The following is an 18,832-nucleotide window of genomic DNA, read 5'->3' as shown; positions in this document are numbered from 1 at the left end:
AACGACGCGACGCCATCGGAGACCCTCCAATGTACCAAGGAACCGCACATGCCGCGAAAATGCACTACCCCAAGGACGTGTCAGGACCGGACGCTTACGAAACGACAGAGGACGGCGAGATAAAAGCGCATGCCCGAAACGCGTTAAGCCATTGGCATGGCTTGCGTTTTCCGGTGCATGACGATCGGTCGCGGGCATACTGCCCGGTTTTTATGGGAGATTTCAGTACCTTCGCATGCACATGATAGTTGCTCCGGCAGCCGGCAGCCTCGCATAAGGTGGGAGATCGGGGACATGCACAAGCGCTTGAGCTGCAGATCGGCCAGCAGATCTAACGCCTCTTGAAAAGGGTTGCGTGTTGGGACGTTCAGGTCGGGACTGTGCTCCCTCCGGTCACGCACAGAGGTTCAGCGGTACGGTATGGCCGATCCCACTCGAAGCAGTCGCTTTCGCCACCCCTACTGAACGAAGGCTTTGCCTTATCTCGGACATTCAGCCTCGGCGATTCGGGTTCTGAAAGCGACGCTCATGAGCTGTATCGGAAACCGACGACACTAGGGACAGCCCGCATCCCCAGATTAAACGGCCGAATCCGTGTGTGTGTGTTTAAGATTCCCACGCGGTCGTTAGCCGGTAGTCTCCATCCCCCGGGGGACACGATGCATCTACATTCCTATCGACTGCGGAATTTCCGGCGGCTTCGGGACGTGCACGTTGAGCTTGCATCTGACATCTCCATTTTCGTTGGGGCGAAACAACAGCGGAAAAACATCTGCCACGCAGGCGATGCAGATGTTTCTCTCGGGCGGTAAAGATGCCTTCTCGCTGTATGATTTCAGCACGCATGTCTGGCCGTTGCTGGACGAGATCGGCGAACGAGAGGACGAGATCGCCGAGTTCGAGTTTCCTACCGTCTCGCTCGACCTTTGGTTCGAGGTTAGGAGCGGAAGACCTCTATCTCGTTACCTTTATCCTGCCTTCGACCGATTGGGCCGGAACGCTCGTCGGCGCCCGTGTAGAACTCGGGCCGAAGAAAATCGCCGAATTGATCGAGCGTTACCGCGCTGCTCGTGATGATGGCCGGGCGAAGGCGGCCGCGCTGGACCATGGCGCGGGCGACTATGTGCCATGGCCGAAATCGCTGTCGGCTTACCTGCTTGGGGAACTGAGACGCGAGTACGAACTGCGCTACTTCGTCCTCGATCACACGCAGTTTGATGCGAAGTTTCAGGCGAAGGAAGGATACCAGCCACTATAGCGCAATCTTGATCAGCGTCAGGACGACCATCAGGCGCTTAAGGCGCTGTTCGAGTCTGAGGTCGGCCTCGACAAGCATCTTGCGGAAGTTTTTAAGGACACGTTGGAGCGATTGGGGCGCTTGGATTATCCCGGCCTCAATAACCCACAGCTCGAAATCAAGTCGGCGCTAAACCCCGCGTCCATCATGACGCAGGACGCGCGCGTCCACTATATCGTGGGCGAAGGCGCGCAGACGATCATGCTGCCTGACACCTACAACGGACTCGGCTTCAAAAACCTGATTTATATGGTGGTCGAAGTGCTCGACCTTCAGGAACGCTGGAAGGCCGAAGAGGACAAGCGCGCTCCCCTCCATCTCATTTTCATCGAGGAGCCCGAGGCGCACCTTCATGCGCAACTCCAGCAGGTGTTCATTCGCAACATTCTCGATTTGCTAGTCATGCCGGGTGAGGTCGGGGGATCATTCGCCGGCCAGGCGATTATTACGATGCACTCGCCGCACATCCTTTACGAGCGCGGCTTTCAGCCGATCCGCTACTTCCGGCACGACTTAGTTGGAAACGATCAGGTCACCGAAATGCTCAACCTCTCCGCGTTCTACGCGCAGGAAACAGAGCATCGCGATTTTCTGCAAAGGGATCTGAGGCTCAGCCACTGCGATTTGTTTTTCTTGGATGGCGCCGTGCTCGTCGAGGGCAACGTCGAGCGATTGCTGCTCCCCATGTTGCGGCGAACGAACCCGAGGCCGAAGAGAACGAAGGCGGTGAAGCGGAGGGGAAGAAGATCCTTCAAACGAGATCAATTCGATGGCCGCGTTCCTCGCGTGTATTCGCACTTCGCCAAGCGGCCAGAGCATCGGCTCACATGGCGCGAGTTCGAAATCTTGCTATTTAGAATCTTTCAAAACCAAGGCTTTACGTGTGAGATTGGCCCCGGCTCGAACGATGGCGGCATTGACGTTCGCGTGCTTCAGCGCGATCCCCTCGGGACATATTGACGATTGTTCAGGCGAAAAAAATACGCCCCGAAGAACAAGATACATGTCCGCCGTAGCCGCTCTCCACGGCAGGCAAGGTGCCGACGCTCAAGCCTGGCGCTGCTCGCACGGCCTAAAGGAGCAGACGAGCGTTCGCGCGATAGGCGAGTGCTATGAAGCCGAGGTAGGAATCTTTGTTTTGTCCTAGCGGTGGCGGCCAGTTTTCGTTGAACAACAGGCGCTGACGAGATTGCGCCAACGGTATTTTTGCCGGTCGTGCGGAGCAGGACTTTTTGCGGTTGGTCTAGGAGGGGATTACAGCTTCGACGCCGGCGCAGGCGATCTCGTTGCCGATGGCGAGCAATGCCTCGATCCGGTCGGCAAGCATACGGAACAAAGGGCCAAAGCCTTGGGTGTCGTGCGCTTGTCCCCGCGTCAGCACGAAGCCTAGCGGTCGACCCCTGGCATCGCATCGTGCATGGAGTTTAGTAGGGAAGCCGCGACGCGATGGGCCAAGCGCCTCGATTCGTGACTCCCTTTTTATGCCGACTGCACAATTCTCTCGACCATCTCACAGCGTTTCGAGTGGAATCGAACACGCCGGTCACGACCCTTCGTCGGTAGCGGCGGAACACCCTGTTCCACTTGCGATATTCGTCGGGCAGGCGTCGCCACTGCGACCCGGCCCGCGCCATCCACATTATGCTCTCGAATAGAGCCGGTTGTCCTGTGCCGGTCGGCATCCGCGCCCTCCTCAGGGGCAGCCGCAGCCCGATCAAACCCCATTCCTCGTCCGCAACCCCGATCCGATCGCCTAGCGCCGCCTCCAAAAGACACCGTTGAATTGAACGCCGAGTCGAGCGTCGTGCTTTGTCCCCGAAGCCTAGTTGAGGAGGCAACTCGACCAAGCAATCGCTTACAAAGATCTCGCGTAAGAACGGCTCATTTGTCGGCGGGCGACAAATGTCTTGACAGAAATCGCGAAAAGAAAATAAGAAAGGTACTGCAGCGGGATAGCTGCATCGGAATTGGGGTATTTGAAGGCCCCCGACTGGCGCGATAGCGCCGTCGGGGGCCTTTTTGTTTTGCGCACTAGGAGGAGATACGCGCCATGAAGAAGACTCCGTTTTACGACAGTGGCCTTGAATATGGGGCCAAAATGGCCGAGCTGTTCGGCTATTGGCTGCCAGTGGAATATAGCGCCGGACATTCGCGGGAACATTTGGCAACACGTGAGAGCGTTTCACTGTGTGATCTGGATTACATGGCCGAATTTGTGATCGAAGGACCCGATGCACTTCCGTTGGTTCAGATGCTCGCGACGAACGACTATTCCAAGAAGAATATCGGCTCCGTGCAATATACCGCGATGTGTGACGAAGACGGTCGGATGATCGACGACTGCACGATCTGGGTCATGGACAAGAACAAGTATATGATCATCAGCGGTTCAGAAGACGATTACGCCTGGATTTCCAAGCAGGCGAAGCCGTACGACGTGGCCACTACAAACGTGACCGATAAGCACACAACGCTTGCACTGCAGGGACCGAAGGCCAATCGCGTGCTGCAGCCACTGGTCGACATCGACCTCTCGACCATAGGCTACTATCGGTTCAGGCCGGCAAAGATTTCCGGTATCGAGTGCATCATTGCGCGCATGGGCTACACGGGTGAAGCCGGTTTCGAGCTCCATTTCGCGTCGACTGAAGGACCGACCATCTGGAACCTGGTCATGAAGGCTGGCCAGGCCTACGACATTGTTCCATGTGCCCAGGCCGCTCTGGAGAGCCTTCGTCAGGAAGCCGGATATCTTTTGGTCGGCAAGGACCACGACCGCAGTACCAATCCCTTCGAAGCTGGTATCGGGTTTGCCGTGAAGTTTGGAAAAGAGAATTTCATCGGTAAGGCTGCCTTGCAGCGAATCGTCCGCGAGGGGGTAACCCGCCGGATGGTGTGGCTCGACATTCTCTCCGGCGACGTAGCTGAAACCGGCGACAAGATATTTGTCGGTGACCGCGAAATCGGAACGGTAACCAGCGGATCCTTCTCGCCGACCAGAAAGCGCGGAACTGCCATGGCTTTTGTAAACCCCGCCCACGCCGTCCCGAGCCTGGACGTTACGGTCCTGCTGGACAATGGCACGCGATCGAATGCGAAGCTGTCGGTTATGCCGCTATATGACCCCGGAGACACCCGCACCAAGAACTTCGCCTAATCCATTAGAGTTGAAGCTTCCTCCTAGGGGGAGGCTTCAACCGGCATGGTTTTCCTTTGTTCCCGATCGGAGCAGCCTTTATGAACAGATTCTTTCTGACGACTGGGTTCTCACTTGCAACCGCGGCGGCCCAGGCTCATCCCGGAACCGGCCACGCACATGGGATTGCCGCCGGTCTTTCTCATCCGCTTGGCGGTTTGGACCATGTCCTAGCTATGGCGGCCGTGGGCCTGCTGGGATACCTACTCGGCGGTTGCTTTCGTTGGCTGCTGCCGGCTGCATTCCTAGGTATGATGGTCTTGGGTGGCGCGGTCAGCGTCAGCGGCATCACTCTACCGGCAGTGGAGGCTGCGATTGTACTCTCGGTTATTATAATCGGAGCCTTGATTTTAATCGCACCTAACGTTCCCGGCTCAGTTGCACTCGCGATGACCGGGTTCTTTGCCGTTTTCCATGGTCACGCTCATGTAGCCGAAATGCCATTGGATGGCAGCGCCACGAGCTACGCACTGGGTTTTGTGTTGACGACCGCACTGCTTCATGCCGCAGGCGCGGCGCTTGGCGCCGGAGTTGCAGCAATCGGTGGCTCGCCGCTTGTCAGGCTGACAGGTGGGGCTGTGACCGGTTTAGGGCTGGGTATTTTGGCCGGTCTCATCTGATCGCAACCGCAGGGCGAGCGATATCGGCCGTAATTTTGCTTCGTCAAAGCAGTCGAACAGCGTTCAAAAGACCCGGTCCGCTTATGTTCAGCGCCGCGCGACAGCCGATGACTATCGCGCTGTTGAGGGCGAATAGGGCGGCCTCCGCCTGCCGTGCGGCAGGCCAGTCAGCACCTCGTTTTTAATCTGGGAGCCTGAGGCTCCGCGGAAATCGAACCAAACTCAAGGGAAGAGAGTCATGGCCGAATTCAAGACCGACATCGAGATCGCGCGTGCGGCGAAGAAGAAGCAGATCCAGGAGGTCGGTGCCAAGATCGGCATTCCGAGCGAACATCTGCTGCCTTATGGCCACGACAAGGCGAAGATCTCGGCCGAGTTCATCGGCAATGTGCGCAAGAACAAGGACGGCAAGCTGATCTTGGTCACCGCGATCAACCCGACACCGGCCGGCGAAGGCAAGACCACGACGACAGTCGGTCTCGGCGATGGTTTGAACCGCATCGGCAAGAAGGCGATCGTGTGTATCCGCGAAGCCTCGCTTGGACCCAACTTCGGCGTCAAGGGCGGTGCTGCCGGTGGCGGTTATGCCCAGGTCGTGCCGATGGAGGACATGAACCTCCACTTCACCGGCGACTTCCACGCCATCACCACCGCGCACAATCTTTTGTCGGCGCTGATCGACAACCACATCTACTGGGGCAACGAGCTCGGCATCGACACCCGCCGCGTCGTGTGGCGCCGGGTGATGGACATGAACGACCGGGCGCTCCGCGAGATCAACTGCTCGCTCGGCGGCGTTGCCAACGGTTTTCCGCGTGAGGCCGGCTTCGACATCACCGTTGCCTCCGAAGTCATGGCGATCCTGTGCCTGGCGACCGACCTCAAGGATCTCGAAAAGCGTCTGGGCGACATCATCGTTGCCTATCGCCGCGACAAGACGGCAGTCTATGCCCGTGACCTCAAAGCCGACGGCGCGATGGCGGTGCTGCTCAAGGATGCCGTCCAGCCCAACCTGGTGCAGACGCTGGAAAACAACCCCGCCTTCGTCCATGGCGGCCCGTTCGCCAACATCGCCCATGGCTGCAACTCGGTGGTCGCGACCACCACCGCGCTCAAGCTCGCCGACTATGTCGTCACCGAAGCCGGCTTCGGCGCTGATCTGGGTGCCGAGAAGTTCTTCGACATCAAGTGCCGCAAGGCTGGCCTCAAGCCTGCCGCTGCGGTCATCGTGGCGACAGTCCGCGCGATGAAGATGAATGGCGGCGTCAAGAAGGAAGAGCTCGGCAAGGAAAATGTCGATGCGGTGAAGAAGGGCTGCGCCAATCTTGGCCGCCACATCGAGAATGTGAAGCAGTTCGGCGTGCCGGTGGTGGTGGCGATGAACCACTTCGTCTCCGACACCGACGCCGAGATCGCGGCGATGAAGGACTATGTCGCTTCGATGGGTGCCGAGGCAATCCTGTGCAAGCACTGGGCCAAGGGTTCGGCCGGCATTGAGGAGCTCGCCCACAAGGTGGTGCAGCTCGCTGAATCGGGTGCTTCGCAGTTCTCGCCGCTCTATCCCGACGAGATGAAGCTGTTCGACAAGATCGACACCATCGTCAAGCGCATCTACCGCGGTTCCGAGGCGATCGCCGACAAGTCGGTGCGCGACCAGTTGCATCAATGGGAACAGGCGGGCTACGGCCATTTGCCGGTGTGCATGGCCAAGACGCAGTATTCGTTCTCGACCGATCCCAACCTGCGTGGCGCCCCTGTCGACCATGTCGTGCCGGTGCGCGAGGTCAGGCTTGCCGCCGGTGCCGGCTTCATCGTCGCCATCTGCGGTGAGATCATGACCATGCCCGGCCTGCCCAAGGCACCGTCGTCGGAAAAGATCTTCCTCAACGAACAAGGCCAGATCGAAGGTCTGTTCTAAGGCGAACGCGTCTTAACATAAGGATTAGAAATACGTGTCAATCATTATCGACGGGAAAGCGGTGGCGGCCGATGTAGTCGCCAAGGTCCGGATCGCAGCCGAAAAGCTGATCGCCGAGACCGGTGTTGTTCCAGGCATCGCGGTGGTCATCGTCGGCCATGACCCGGCAAGCCAGGTCTATGTCGCTTCCAAGGGCAAGAAAGCCAAGGAATGCGGTTTTCATTCCATCGAACATGCGCTGCCGTCCGACACCTCTGAAGCTGATCTGGTCGCGCTGGTGCAGAAACTCAACGCCGACCCCAAGATCCACGGCATCCTCGTCCAGTTGCCCCTGCCCGACCATGTCGACGCCGGCAAGATCATCCAGACGATCTCGGCCGACAAGGATGTCGACGGCTTCCATTTCACCAATGTCGGCAAGCTCGGTACCGGCGAACTCGATACCGCCTTCGTGCCCTGCACGCCGGCCGGCTCGATGCTGCTGATCGAGCGTGCGCTTGGCCGCGACCTGTCGGGCCTCAATGCAGTCGTTGTCGGGCGCTCCAACATCGTCGGCAAGCCGATGGCCAATCTGCTGCTCAATGCCAATGCCACTGTCACCATCGCCCACAGCCGCACCAAAGACCTGCCGGCCTTGTGCCGCAGCGCCGACATCCTGGTGGCAGCGGTCGGCCGTCCTGAAATGATCAAGGGCGACTGGGTCAAGCCGGGCGCAACGGTCATCGATGTTGGCATCAACCGCCTCAGCGCAGACGCCAACGGCAAATCGAAGCTCGTCGGCGATGTCGACTATGCCAGTGCGGCAGAACAGGCTGGCGCCATCACCCCGGTGCCGGGCGGCGTCGGCCCGATGACGATCGCACTTTTGATGGCCAATACGGTCACCTCGGCCTTCCGCGCGGCAGGTCAGGCGTTTGACTTCGACGCTTACAGTTGACCGGTGCATGGAGGCCTCAGAAAGAAGCCGATACCGCCCAAGGCTACTGATTGTAGAGCGAAATCAGCTGGTTATCGCAGCGTTGCGCGACATGATCAGCCGCGACGAACGTTTCGACTTCGCTGCCGGCATCAATAGCGGTAAGGCGTTTCTGGAGGCCGTGGAAGAAACGAAGACGGCCTTCGACGTGGCAATCGTGGGCTGGAAACTATCCGACATGAACGCCTCCGAACTGCTAATCGAGCTTCATCGCCGGCAGCTCGCGATGCGCGTGGTTATTTTCAGCAACGATCATGACCCAGGCATTCTGAAGCAGTGCGTACGCCTTGGCGCGCACGGCTTTTGCTATCAGTTCGATGATCCCAGCGTCCTGTTCGGCACGCTTGCTGCGGTCGCAAACGGCCGTATTTGCATTCCCTTTATAGAGGTCTCCAAAATCAATGAGACGCCCTTATCACGCCTGACGCCGCGCGAATTGGAATTGCTCGCTGTGCTCGCCAATGGCTGGACCAATTTGCAGATTGCCACCAGGACCGGTATTTCGGAGAACACAGTCAAGTACCATCTGAAGAATCTGTATGACAAGCTCGGCGTCCGCAATCGGGCAATGGCGGTGGCGCTGTTTGTCATGGATACGAAACAATAAGCCTCCAGACGGCTGCCAGGCAGCGTTCGCGCGCGGCAAGCCGAGCTTAATCAACAGGGCGAGGCGCCCCCTGGGATGTCAGGACCGTTAACGACCTTCGATTTGTCATTGTCGATCGGAAGAACCAACTTAGCATGAATCCTGATAACGACGCCTAACCGTCTTTTAATATTGACGTCGCTTTGCATCTGTGCAAGCATTCAATCAGGTGGCGGGATAGTCACCTTTTGGTACCACGCGCCGCCCCTCAGGATAAATCCTGCCGGCTAGCAGTTGTGGTCCACCTTCATCTCAAAATTGCCGACATCTTTTCGCGAAGCCGACGACTGCCGTTTGCTCAACGGAACCGATGTCAGCTGGCGCTTTGAGCAGTCAACAAAAACAAGGGGAACGCAAATGAAAACAACAATGCAGAAGATTTCCGTGTTGCTTGCCGTAACTGTCCTGTGGACCGGGAGCGCAGTTGCGGAAGAGGAACCGATCGTGTTGGGGATTCCCGTTGGCCTAACCGGGGCAAACAGCGTCGTGGCACCGTCCGTGATTCAGGCGACCGAACTCGCTGTCTCCGAAATCAATGAGGCGGGCGGGTTGCTGAACAGAAAGCTGGTCATTGAAGTCGCCGACGATGCGTCCGGCGCCGCCGGGGCTCAGAAGGCCTACGATTCCCTTGTCTTTCAAAAGGAAGTCGACGCCATCGTGGCAATGGAAACGACGGCGGCTCGCAACGCCGGCCTGCCGATCATCACGCGGGGGCAAATTCCGTACATCTACACCTCCTTCTATGAAGGCGCCTCCTGCAACAAGTATCAGCACATCAACGCCTGGGTGCCACAACAGATGGTTTCCCTCATGGTTGATTATTTCATGTCGGATCATGGCGCGAAGAAATTTTTCCTGGTTGGCAGCGACTACGCGTTCGGTCGGGGTCTTCTTGGTGATACTAACAAGTACATCGCCGAGAAGGGCGGAACCGTTGTAGGAGAAGAATACAATCCGATGGATGCTACGGATTGGACGGCAATCGTCAGTAAGATCCGCGCGACCAACCCGGACGCCATCATTACTTCCACAGCCGCTGGTGCGCCGAACGTCACCTTCACGAAGCAATTGCGATCGGCAGGCATCACTGCCAAATACGGTAATTACGCGCTTGATGAAGGTACGGCAAAGACCCTTGGGCCTGATGCCGAGGGGATCTATCTCGGCGGTACCTACTACACCGGTATCGCCTCGGAGAAAAACGCCCGGTTCTTGAAAGCGCTGAAAGCCAAGTTCGGGGAAAAGACTGAAACGCCGAATGAGCTGTCCGTGCCGCAATACGATGCTGTGCATCTCTACGCCTTGGCGGTCAAGAAGGCCGGGACAACGGATACGGATGCGGTCGTAAAGGCGCTAAGCGAAGTGACTTTCGACGGCCCTCGCGGTTCGGTGCTGATGTCGAAACAGCGTCATGCTCCGCTGACGATGTATCTCGCGCAGGTCGATGCAAAGGGCGACACAACCATCATCAAGTCCTATCCCAATGTAGATCCGGGCGAGCAGTGCCCCAATCTGTGACCGGACAGGCGGCGCTTTCTGCCGTCTGACTGCTGACCAAATATGGCGATGCTGTGTTGACCCTCAGACGCGGCGATGTACGAACCCATCTTTCGGCATCGATCACTCGGAAGTTCAATACAGCTCGCTACAGAGGAAACTTCGGAGACTTAGATGGTTCCGGTACTACTTGATATCATAACGACTGCAGCAATCTTATACATCGTATCTTCGGGATTGCTGCTTGTGTTCGGCGTCATGAAGCTCATAAACTTCGCACACGGCGGATTGATGACGCTTGGGGGCTATGCCGCCGTCATCGCCACCGCGATGGGGATGAATCCTTGGATCGGTATACCCCTGGCGGCGATTTTCGGCGGAATTGTCGGTCTCGGAATGGAACGTGTCGTCGTGCGCTCGCTCTATGATCGCCCCCTCGATGCCATTCTGGCGACGTGGGGCCTGAGCATTATCATTGGGCAGGTTATTACCCTGGTCTTCGATCGCGGTGTCCATTTCGCTGAGCCTCCGATCAGAGGCGTGATCAGTATCTTGGGTGAGCCTTACTCAACCTATCGGTTGATCCTGACAGCCGTTGCGCTGCTGCTCGGCGTCGGCTTGACGATGGCGCTTCGGGGCACCTCACTGGGCCTCTCCACACGCGCGGTCATTATGAACGAGGACCTCGCGCGCGGGCTCGGCATCAACAGCGGCTTAGTTCGCTCCATCACATTTACGCTCGGCTCCGGTTTGGCGGCGGTGGCCGGAGCTCTGATAACTCCACTGTCCAGCGTCGATCCAAACATGGGCGTTGCCTGGCTGATCAGCGCTTTCATGCTCGTGCTCGTTTCGGGCTCCTCCCTCTATAGCCTGGCTGTCGCGAGCGTTGTCCTGGGGGGCGCCCAAGTCATTGTGAGCAATTATTTCGGTTCGGTCCTCGGCGGCATGACGATTGCTGCGCTGGCCGCTGTCATACTTCGCATCCGTCCGCAGGGGTTTTCTTATGAGTGACGCAAACGTGAAGGAACTTGGAAGCGCTTCCATTCAACGACCGCAGATCGCCCCGCTGACAAGGATGGTGGTCATCGCCGCGATCTGTCTGATCGGGGTTGGCGCCGCGCCCTTCTTCATGGACGCCTATTCCGTGAACGTCCTCGTAAGGTCGATGATTTATGCATCAATCGCGCTCTCGGTCGACATTCTGTGGGGCTACCTCGGAGTTCTGACTTTCGGTCAGTCGGCATTCTTCGCGGCCGGCGCCTACGCAACGGCATTGGTCTTTACCTATGGCGGCTTTTCGGCCGGAAATGCCTTGGCCGCCGTCTTGATCGGCATCGCAGTCGCAGTCGCCCTCGCCGGGTTGGTGGCATTCCTTGCCTTCTGGCATGGCGCTTCGTCGCTCTATGCGTCCGTGATCACCCTCGTCCTGCCGATCATCGTCACGCAGGTTCTATTTTCCGGCGGAACCTACACGGGCTCAAGCAGCGGCCTGACCGGCTTCGAAACAATCCCGCTCAGCTCTGAGGCGTGGTTCTGGGCTGTCGGAGTCTGGCTAGTCGTACTGACGTCAGCGGCTTGGATGTACACGCGCAGCGACGCCGGGCGGCTTCTGATCGCGATCCGGGAAAATGAGCAACGTTGCAAGTATCTCGGCTTAAACACCTCAAACATTAAGGCAGTGATCTTTCTGATCTGTGCAGCAATCGGCGCGATTGCAGGCTGGATGTACGCTAACTACACGATGGTGGTCGCCCCCGAAATCGCTGGCTTCACGTTCGGAACCGAGCTTCTGATCTGGGTTGCATTGGGCGGGCGTGGTACGCTGTTTGGCCCAGTGATCGGAACGATTATTATCGACTATGCCAGTGCGCAGCTGCAGGGCGATTTTCCCTTCGTGTGGAAGCTTGTCATCGGAATAGTCTTCGTTTCGGTCATCGTCGCCCTGCCGCGCGGTATCCTGCCCTTGGTTTCGCATGCCGCCAACTGGTTACGCGTTCGCACCGGAAAAGCTCAGCCTCAGCAATACGCCCAGCTCCAGCTGCACAAGGCAAGCAGGAGCGAGCGCAACATCATTGCGGCCGAGTCCAGCGGACCCGCGCTTATAGTGAGCGGGGTGGAAAAGCGATATGGTAGTCTGGAAGTTCTGTCCGGCATCGATTTCGAAGCCACCTATGGCGAGATCGTTAGTCTCGTGGGGCCAAACGGTGCCGGCAAGACGACCCTCATGACCTGCATCGCCGACGGCTCAAAGCGTAGCGGTGGCACGATTTCGGTCGCTGGCCAGGACATCGGCCATCGTCCGCCTGAAGAGTGCGTAGGTCTCGGTGTGGGCCGCAAGTTCCAAATGGCCAACGTTTTCGACACCTTGACGGTAGGTGAGTGCCTCCAGATTGCTCGGGCGCGCCTAGATCCTTTGTCCAAATGGCAGAAATCCGGTGTCTGCAGCCTGCCGCCTTCTGCCATGCACGTTGTCAGGGCCACCGGTCTTCACACCGAGCTGCATTTGCCCGCACAAGTGCTGTCGCACGGAAAAAAGCAGGCGCTCGAATTGGCAATGGTGTTGGCTCTCGAGCCCAAGGTGATCCTCTTGGACGAACCCACGGCTGGTCTCACAAAAGCCGAGCGCACGCTGATCGGAACGATCCTGGTGGAACTGACCAAAGCGGAGCAACTGTGCATTCTGCTCGTGGAGCACGATCTAGACTTCGTCCGCGAAATTTCTTCGCGAGTCATCGTTCTACATCAAGGTCGGATTGTTCTTAACGGGTCGGTTGATGAGGTCGTGAATTCCGAACTCGTTAAGTCGGTCTATGCTGGTTCGGGGCACTGAGAGGATGAACTCATGACAGAAGCAGTGCTCGCTGTGAATGGTCTCAGCAGCGGATATGGACAGGCCACCGTAATACGGAACCTGGATTTGAAGATCGCCCACGGCGAAATCGTCGCCGTGGTGGGCAAGAACGGTATGGGCAAGAGTACGCTGCTCAAGTCGATCATGGGGTATTTGCCGAAGTTTTCAGGCTCCGTATCGATGGCGCAGCATGCAATCAGCGAAAGTCGTCCCCATCAGATTGCTAGGCTTGGCGTGGCTTATGTGCCGCAGGAAAAGGCGTTATTTCAGGACCTTACGGTCGAGGAAAACATTCGCTTGGCGCTGCGTGGCTCGGTTAGCTGGAACGAGGCGGAGGCGACGATCCGCCGTTGCTTCCCGTTCCTCCTCAAGCGGTTGCAGCAAAAAGCCGGCACGCTCAGTGGCGGCGAACAGAAAATGCTTTTGATCGCACGCTCTCTCTCCGTCGGCGCCAAGGTACTCCTGATCGATGAGATAACCGAAGGCATGCAGCCGTCAGTTATCACCAACCTGGTGGAAATCATCAAGAGGGAGAGGGATCGTTCTGGGCTCGGCGTTCTTTTGGTTGAACAGAACATTCCGTTCACCCGTGCCGTTTCTGACAGATACGTTCTCCTGGACAAGGGTGAAATATCGGGGTTCGGAAACACGCGTGACCCGGATACGCATGACAAGATCGCGGCCCACATAAGCCTCTGATCATCCTGAAACGACTTCAAAATGGGCGAGGGCATCTCGTGTATCTGACCAACAGGGAACGCGACAGACTTCTTGTTTTCACAGCGGCCAGGATGGCTCAGCGCCGCCGCGCAGAAGGCATACGGCTGAACTTGCCGGAGGCCAGAGCAGTAATAGCCGATGCGATCCACGAAGGGGCCAGACGAGGTAGCTCGGTCTCAGAATTGATGGCTTTGGGCCGCACCGTATTGCAGCCTGAGGAAGTTCAGCCGGGTGTCGTGCCGCTTCTGGAAATGTTGATGGTCGAGCCGATGTTTCCGGACGGTCAAAAGCTCGTTTGTGTCCACGATCCCCTCGGTCGGCCCCATGAAAGCGAGGAAGAGGACGAGCCAGGCGGCTATCGCCTGGCGAAAGAAGGGATAGAGATCAATGTCGGTCGTGCGACGACGCGTGTGATAGTTCGCAACTTTGGCGACCGCCCCGTTCAGATCGGCTCTCATTTCCACTTCTTTGAGGTGAACGCCGAGCTGGATTTTGACCGGGCCGCAGCGTTCGGCTTTCGTCTCGACATACCAGCGGGAACCACGGTCCGGTTTGAGCCAGGGGATGAAAAAACCGTCGACCTTGTCGCCATCGGTGGCGAAAGGCGGGTCGAGGGGCTTAACAACCTCACCGATGGTGACCTGGACAACCCGGAAGTCAAGCGCAGGGCGGTTACACGAGCAGCAGCCGAAGGATTCAGGGGAGCTCACCATGGCTAAGGTGCTGTCGCGACGTCAATATGTTGAGCTGTATGGGCCGACGACGGGAGACCGGGTCCGTCTCGGGGACACGTGTCTCTGGGCGGAGGTCGAGCGGGATCTGCTTGTTCCGGGTGACGAACTCGTCTTCGGGGCGGGAAAAACCCTTAGAGTGGGCACCGGCTGTCATGGCCATATCACTGCGGCAGACGGTGCGCTCGATCTGGTGATAACGAATGCCACGATCATCGATCCGGTCCTCGGCATCATCAAGGCCGATATAGGGATCAAGGATGGCCTGATCGCCGGGATCGGCAAGGCTGGCGACCCCCGGATCATGGACGGGGTTGACCCTAAACTGATCGTCGGTACCAACACCGACGTTCGCGCAGCGGAGGGCCTGATCGTTACGGCCGGTGGCCTAGACTGCCACGTCCATTTCATCGATCCGGGCCAGTGCGAAGAGGCCCTGGCCAGTGGCATCACTACCCTGTTCGGCGGTGGTCTTGGGGCCACCACCGTTCCGATCGCCTCCACCGGCACAGTGAACCTCGGACATATGCTTCAGGCAGCGGAAGCGTTCCCGCTCAATTTCGGCTTTTTGGGAAAGGCGGCCTCGGATAATCATAAGCCCCTGATCGAGCAGCTCGAGGCAGGCGCCGCAGGGCTAAAAATTCATGAGGATTGGGGTGCCACAACTGCCGCGATCCATTCAGCACTGGTGGCTGCTGACGAGGCGGACGTGCAAATCCAATTGCACACCGACACGCTGAATGAGTTTGGGTTTCTCGAGCGAACCTTGAAGGCAATCGACGGCCGTACCATTCACGCCTACCACGTCGAAGGCGCCGGCGGGGGCCATGCCCCAGACATTATCAAGGTGTGTGGGTACGGGAACGTCCTGCCTTCGTCGACCAATCCGACCAATCCTTACTCGGTTAATACGTTCGACGAGCATTTCGACATGGCAATGGTCAGCCATCATCTCAATCCAAGACTGCCGGAGGATATCGCCTTTGCCGAATCCCGGATCCGCCATGAGACCATTTCGGCCGAAGGTGTGCTGCACGATATCGGCGCCATTAGCGCTATAGGATCGGACTCCCAGGGGATGGGTCGCATTGCCGAAACTATCAGTCGTACCTGGCAGACCGCGTCATGCATGAAGGCGCAGCGTGGCGCACTCGCCGAAGACGCCGGTCGCGACAATGACAACACTAGAATTAAGCGGTTCATCGCCAAATACACCATCAATCCGGCACGCATATTCGGCGTAGAGAAATATGTCGGCTCGCTCGAGCCGGGCAAGCTGGCCGATCTCGTGCTATGGAAACCTGGGATGTTTGGCGTCAAGCCGGAGGCCGTTTTCAAGTCAGGCTTCCCGGTGATGGCCGTGATGGGCGAAGCGAACGCCTCTCTCTACTGCTGCGAGCCCCTGCGCTACCGGCCGCAATGGGGCTGGTTCGGACGCGCTGCTCCGTCACTTTCGTTGCGCTTCATGTCCCAAATGGCCATCGACCGCGACGTCGCTGGAAAGCTGGAATTGCGAGCGCGTTGCGTGCCCGTGTCTGGAACACGAAAACTCTCCAAGCAAGACATGCTTTGGAACGACAAGGTTCCCAAAGTAACGGTGGATCCGGAAACATACAGAGTGGAAGTCGACGGGGAGCATTGCACGTCGCTTCCGTCCAGCAAGGTGCCGCTGGGCGCCCTTTATACGTTGAAATAGGAGAATTTCATGTCCGCTAAGGCCATTCGTATCGGCATCGGTGGTCCGGTGGGCTCCGGTAAGACGAGATTAATTGAGCGCCTCCTGCCTCTTATCCATGAGGCGGGATTGAAACCCGCGGTTATCACCAATGATCTCGTGACTCTGGAGGACGCCATCCGGCTCAAGGCGAGCGGCCTCATAGAAGAGACTCTGGTCATCGGCGTAGAAACCGGAGCGTGCCCTCATACCGCGATCCGCGAGGATCCTTCGGTGAACATACAGGCTGCTGACGCGCTGGAGCGCGACAATCCGCTCGATCTCATCCTGATTGAGAGCGGTGGAGATAATTTGGCGGCGACATTCTCCTCGGAACTCGTTGACTATTGGATCTTCGTGATTGACTGCGCCGCCGGTGATGACATCCCGCGCAAACGGGGACTTGGAATGCTTCAAGCTGATCTTCTCGTTGTCAACAAGATTGACCTCGCTCCGCATGTGGGCGCTGACCTGGACCGTATCCGTCACGACGTTCTGGTCAACCGCCCTCAAAAGGCTACCATTTACACGAATTTGCGTTCGCCGGAGGGTGCAGCAGAGGTCTTTGCGACCATAAAAAGGGATGCCTTGTTCAGCTGTGCGGAAAAGTGACCAAGTATGACGCACGCGTCTGGCCTTCTCAACCTGGAGTTTGCGGCTGACTGCCTGGGGAAAACACACCTCATGCAGCGGGTTCAAAGGTTTCCCTTGCATTTCACCACACCCCTTTTTCTGGACGAAAGTCAGCCTGGCATGGCTTTCGTCTATGTACTGAATCCCTCGGGTGCAGTGTTTAGCGGTGACAAGCTGGAACTGCGGATTGTTGCGCGGAACGGCGGAAAACTTCATGTCACGAGCACATCTGCGACAAAGCTCCACCGGATGCTCGACGGATCAGCGTATCAAAAGGTGCATTTGGAGGCAAAGCAGGGGTCGTACATTGAATACCTGCCGGACCAGATCATACCGCAGGCGCAATCCTCCTACGACCAAGAGACGACGATAGATATCGATCGGGGGTCCATGCTCATTGCGAGCGAAATCATCGCGCCGGGCCGGTTGGCCCGCGGCGAGATTTTCGCTTTCACCCGCCTCAAACTTGCAACTCGGATTAGCGTCGACGGAAGCACGCTCTTCACAGAGCGCATGCTCATGGAGCCGACGACGATTCCGATCAATATGAGAGGCGCTCTCGGCACTTTTCTCTATTCGGGAACGCTGCTGGCACTCGTTCCAGGCGGCAACGCAAAGGGCGTTTACGATGCTGCTTCGTCCCTCGACATGACGGGCGAAGATTTTCGATTGGGTGTAGGGGCCCTGCCCGGGGCTGTCGGCATCATCGTGCGCGTGCTCGCCCTGTCGTCATCAACAATGACGCGGCTCATCGACGACGCGTGGTCACGGATTCGAATGCAGATGATTGGGGCGCCAGCGCCGTCTAGGAGGAAATAGGTCCCATGCTTGTCTCGAATGGAATAGTTGGCGCCTTGGACGACGTGGTTCACAGCGCCGCCACATTGGATTTTATCGACATTTCTTGGACTGAGGCCGGCAAGCGGCGGCTTCGGCAGCGCACAAAGCGCGGTCTCGATTTTGCGGTATCGATGCAGCATAGCCAGTACCTTTTTCACGGCGCGGTTCTATTTAACAACGAAGAACACACGGTGGTCGTGTGCAGGCCGGAGGAACTCGCCCTCGTTGTCGACCTCAGCCAAACCAACTCGGTTCCGGATATTATTCGGCAGGCTGCGCTCATCGGCCACGCATTCGGCAACCAGCATGTACCGGTCGAGGTGAACGCCTGCTCCATCCACGTGCCGATGCTGTCGAGTGAGGACCTCATGACGAAGACGGTTCGAGATCTCAAACTTGGCGAACTGTCGCTGCGTTTCGACTACGTCCGGCTGGGCGCCTCCCGTCCCCTTTTTAAAACAGAGCACGCTCATGAATGAAACGTTGGCGGGAAGGGCGATAGACGCGAGTTTTCTAATGGCCCTTCAGTTGGCTGACAGTTCGCTGCCGATCGGGCGTTATGTTCACTCCAGCGGATTGGAAGGCATTCTAGAGGAGCTTCCTAAGAATTCAGCTCAAATCGCGGAAGTCGTGAAAGCGGTCCTGCTCCACGGCGCGGGCCGCTGCGACGCCGTTGCTGCCGCTCACGCACATCGGATGTTTTCGGTCGGCGATCTCGACCAATTGCATTATGTAGATGAGCGTCTTCTCGCCACAAAGTTGTCGGTTCCGGCCCGGAACGCATCGACCTCGTGTGGTCGCCAGCTGGCGAAACTTGCCCTTCAGGTCTGGCCGCACCAAGTGCTGGGTTCATTCTGCCATGAAGTGCAACTGCGCGAGGCCGGAAATCTCGCCGTCGTGGCAGCAGCGGTGTCGGCCTCCCGGGGAATGGGCATTGAGAACACGCTCCTGGCGGAGTTGCGCGGCACGGCAAGCAGTCTCTTTTCGGCAGCCGTACGGCTCGGCCGGATGGGATCGGCCGAAGCGCAGGTTCATCTCTGCCAATGTGTCCCGATCATTGTTCAGGCTGCAGAAAAGGCCCTGGCCTTGGATCTGGACGACATGAGTTCGACCACGCTCGAATTGGAAATTGCGATGCTGCAGCTTCAACGTAATCCACTGCGTCTGTTTGCAACATAGCAGGAAGGCACGAG

18 protein-coding genes are annotated in these 18,832 nt (G+C 57.9%); all 18 read left to right on the top strand.

Annotated elements, in window-relative coordinates:
• The coding region (locus ASC75_RS26580) for a hypothetical protein (protein ID WP_210168389.1) at positions 1-245 on the top strand (245 nt) is incomplete at its 5' end.
• Positions 246-1,045: 800 nt separating this feature from the next.
• Positions 1,046-1,258 carry a hypothetical protein gene (locus ASC75_RS26525; RefSeq protein ID WP_199914581.1) on the top strand — a complete coding sequence of 71 codons (213 nt, stop codon included), beginning with the start codon at positions 1,046-1,048 and terminating at the stop codon, positions 1,256-1,258.
• Positions 1,259-1,303: 45 nt separating this feature from the next.
• Positions 1,304-2,257 (top strand): AAA family ATPase, encoded by a 954-nt coding sequence (locus ASC75_RS26520; RefSeq protein ID WP_244487908.1) that lies wholly within the window; start codon positions 1,304-1,306, stop codon positions 2,255-2,257.
• A gap of 1,090 nt (positions 2,258-3,347) precedes the next feature.
• Positions 3,348-4,454, top strand: a complete 1,107-nt coding sequence (gene gcvT, locus ASC75_RS21710; protein WP_055980212.1) for a glycine cleavage system aminomethyltransferase GcvT — start codon at positions 3,348-3,350, stop codon at positions 4,452-4,454.
• Between the two features lie 80 nt (positions 4,455-4,534).
• Positions 4,535-5,113, top strand: a complete 579-nt coding sequence (locus ASC75_RS21705; RefSeq protein WP_055980209.1) for a HupE/UreJ family protein — start codon at positions 4,535-4,537, stop codon at positions 5,111-5,113.
• Between the two features lie 238 nt (positions 5,114-5,351).
• Positions 5,352-7,031, top strand: coding sequence for a formate--tetrahydrofolate ligase (locus ASC75_RS21700; protein ID WP_055980206.1), 1,680 nt, complete (start codon positions 5,352-5,354; stop codon positions 7,029-7,031).
• A gap of 34 nt (positions 7,032-7,065) precedes the next feature.
• The gene (folD, locus tag ASC75_RS21695) at positions 7,066-7,968 is read left to right on the top strand and encodes a bifunctional methylenetetrahydrofolate dehydrogenase/methenyltetrahydrofolate cyclohydrolase FolD (RefSeq protein WP_055980203.1); all 903 of its coding nucleotides are present in this window, start codon (positions 7,066-7,068) and stop codon (positions 7,966-7,968) included.
• Positions 7,969-7,975: 7 nt separating this feature from the next.
• On the top strand, positions 7,976-8,614 hold the full coding sequence (locus ASC75_RS21690; protein ID WP_055980200.1) for a response regulator transcription factor: 639 nt from the start codon (positions 7,976-7,978) through the stop codon (positions 8,612-8,614).
• 408 nt (positions 8,615-9,022) lie between these two features.
• Positions 9,023-10,171 carry a substrate-binding protein gene (locus ASC75_RS21685; protein ID WP_055980198.1) on the top strand — a complete coding sequence of 383 codons (1,149 nt, stop codon included), beginning with the start codon at positions 9,023-9,025 and terminating at the stop codon, positions 10,169-10,171.
• Between the two features lie 153 nt (positions 10,172-10,324).
• Positions 10,325-11,161 carry a branched-chain amino acid ABC transporter permease gene (locus ASC75_RS21680; RefSeq protein WP_055980195.1) on the top strand — a complete coding sequence of 279 codons (837 nt, stop codon included), beginning with the start codon at positions 10,325-10,327 and terminating at the stop codon, positions 11,159-11,161.
• Positions 11,154-12,980 (top strand): ATP-binding cassette domain-containing protein, encoded by a 1,827-nt coding sequence (locus ASC75_RS21675; RefSeq protein ID WP_082496697.1) that lies wholly within the window; start codon positions 11,154-11,156, stop codon positions 12,978-12,980. Before ASC75_RS21680 ends, ASC75_RS21675 begins: the two co-directional genes overlap by 8 nt.
• Positions 12,981-12,992: 12 nt before the next feature.
• Positions 12,993-13,700, top strand: coding sequence for an ABC transporter ATP-binding protein (locus ASC75_RS21670; protein ID WP_055980192.1), 708 nt, complete (start codon positions 12,993-12,995; stop codon positions 13,698-13,700).
• Positions 13,701-13,738: 38 nt separating this feature from the next.
• Positions 13,739-14,440 (top strand): urease subunit beta, encoded by a 702-nt coding sequence (gene ureB / locus ASC75_RS25710; RefSeq protein ID WP_082496696.1) that lies wholly within the window; start codon positions 13,739-13,741, stop codon positions 14,438-14,440.
• Positions 14,433-16,148, top strand: coding sequence for an urease subunit alpha (ureC, locus tag ASC75_RS21660; RefSeq protein WP_055980186.1), 1,716 nt, complete (start codon positions 14,433-14,435; stop codon positions 16,146-16,148). Before ureB ends, ureC begins: the two co-directional genes overlap by 8 nt.
• Before the next feature lie 9 nt (positions 16,149-16,157).
• Positions 16,158-16,778, top strand: a complete 621-nt coding sequence (ureG, locus tag ASC75_RS21655; protein WP_055980183.1) for an urease accessory protein UreG — start codon at positions 16,158-16,160, stop codon at positions 16,776-16,778.
• A 72-nt stretch (positions 16,779-16,850) separates the two neighbouring features.
• Positions 16,851-17,618: an urease accessory protein UreD gene (locus ASC75_RS21650; RefSeq protein ID WP_159091613.1), complete on the top strand. Its 768-nt coding sequence runs from the start codon at positions 16,851-16,853 to the stop codon at positions 17,616-17,618.
• 5 nt (positions 17,619-17,623) lie between these two features.
• Positions 17,624-18,118, top strand: coding sequence for a hypothetical protein (locus ASC75_RS21645; RefSeq protein WP_055980179.1), 495 nt, complete (start codon positions 17,624-17,626; stop codon positions 18,116-18,118).
• Positions 18,111-18,818: an urease accessory UreF family protein gene (locus ASC75_RS21640; protein ID WP_082496695.1), complete on the top strand. Its 708-nt coding sequence runs from the start codon at positions 18,111-18,113 to the stop codon at positions 18,816-18,818. The genes ASC75_RS21645 and ASC75_RS21640 overlap by 8 nt, the downstream gene beginning before the upstream one ends.
• Positions 18,819-18,832 lie beyond the last annotated feature (14 nt).

The organism is Aminobacter sp. DSM 101952, assembly GCF_001424795.1.
Lineage (GTDB): Bacteria > Pseudomonadota > Alphaproteobacteria > Rhizobiales > Rhizobiaceae > Aminobacter > Aminobacter aganoensis.
The sequence above is the reverse complement of the archived record's forward strand: the minus strand, read 5'-3'. Positions and strand labels throughout refer to the sequence as shown.

Bases quoted from the DNA above. Each gene is read 5' to 3' on its own strand.
- gcvT (WP_055980212.1), top strand. From the start codon at position 3,348: ATGAAGAAGACTCCGTTTTACGACAGTGGCCTTGAATATGGGGCCAAA.
- ASC75_RS21705 (WP_055980209.1), top strand. From the start codon at position 4,535: ATGAACAGATTCTTTCTGACGACTGGGTTCTCACTTGCAACCGCGGCG.
- ASC75_RS21700 (WP_055980206.1), top strand. From the start codon at position 5,352: ATGGCCGAATTCAAGACCGACATCGAGATCGCGCGTGCGGCGAAGAAG.
- ASC75_RS21690 (WP_055980200.1), top strand. From the start codon at position 7,976: ATGGAGGCCTCAGAAAGAAGCCGATACCGCCCAAGGCTACTGATTGTA.
- ASC75_RS21685 (WP_055980198.1), top strand. From the start codon at position 9,023: ATGCAGAAGATTTCCGTGTTGCTTGCCGTAACTGTCCTGTGGACCGGG.
- ASC75_RS21680 (WP_055980195.1), top strand. From the start codon at position 10,325: ATGGTTCCGGTACTACTTGATATCATAACGACTGCAGCAATCTTATAC.
- ASC75_RS21675 (WP_082496697.1), top strand. From the start codon at position 11,154: ATGAGTGACGCAAACGTGAAGGAACTTGGAAGCGCTTCCATTCAACGA.
- ASC75_RS21670 (WP_055980192.1), top strand. From the start codon at position 12,993: ATGACAGAAGCAGTGCTCGCTGTGAATGGTCTCAGCAGCGGATATGGA.
- ureC (WP_055980186.1), top strand. From the start codon at position 14,433: ATGGCTAAGGTGCTGTCGCGACGTCAATATGTTGAGCTGTATGGGCCG.
- ureG (WP_055980183.1), top strand. From the start codon at position 16,158: ATGTCCGCTAAGGCCATTCGTATCGGCATCGGTGGTCCGGTGGGCTCC.
- ASC75_RS21650 (WP_159091613.1), top strand. From the start codon at position 16,851: ATGCAGCGGGTTCAAAGGTTTCCCTTGCATTTCACCACACCCCTTTTT.
- ASC75_RS21645 (WP_055980179.1), top strand. From the start codon at position 17,624: ATGCTTGTCTCGAATGGAATAGTTGGCGCCTTGGACGACGTGGTTCAC.
- ASC75_RS21640 (WP_082496695.1), top strand. From the start codon at position 18,111: ATGAATGAAACGTTGGCGGGAAGGGCGATAGACGCGAGTTTTCTAATG.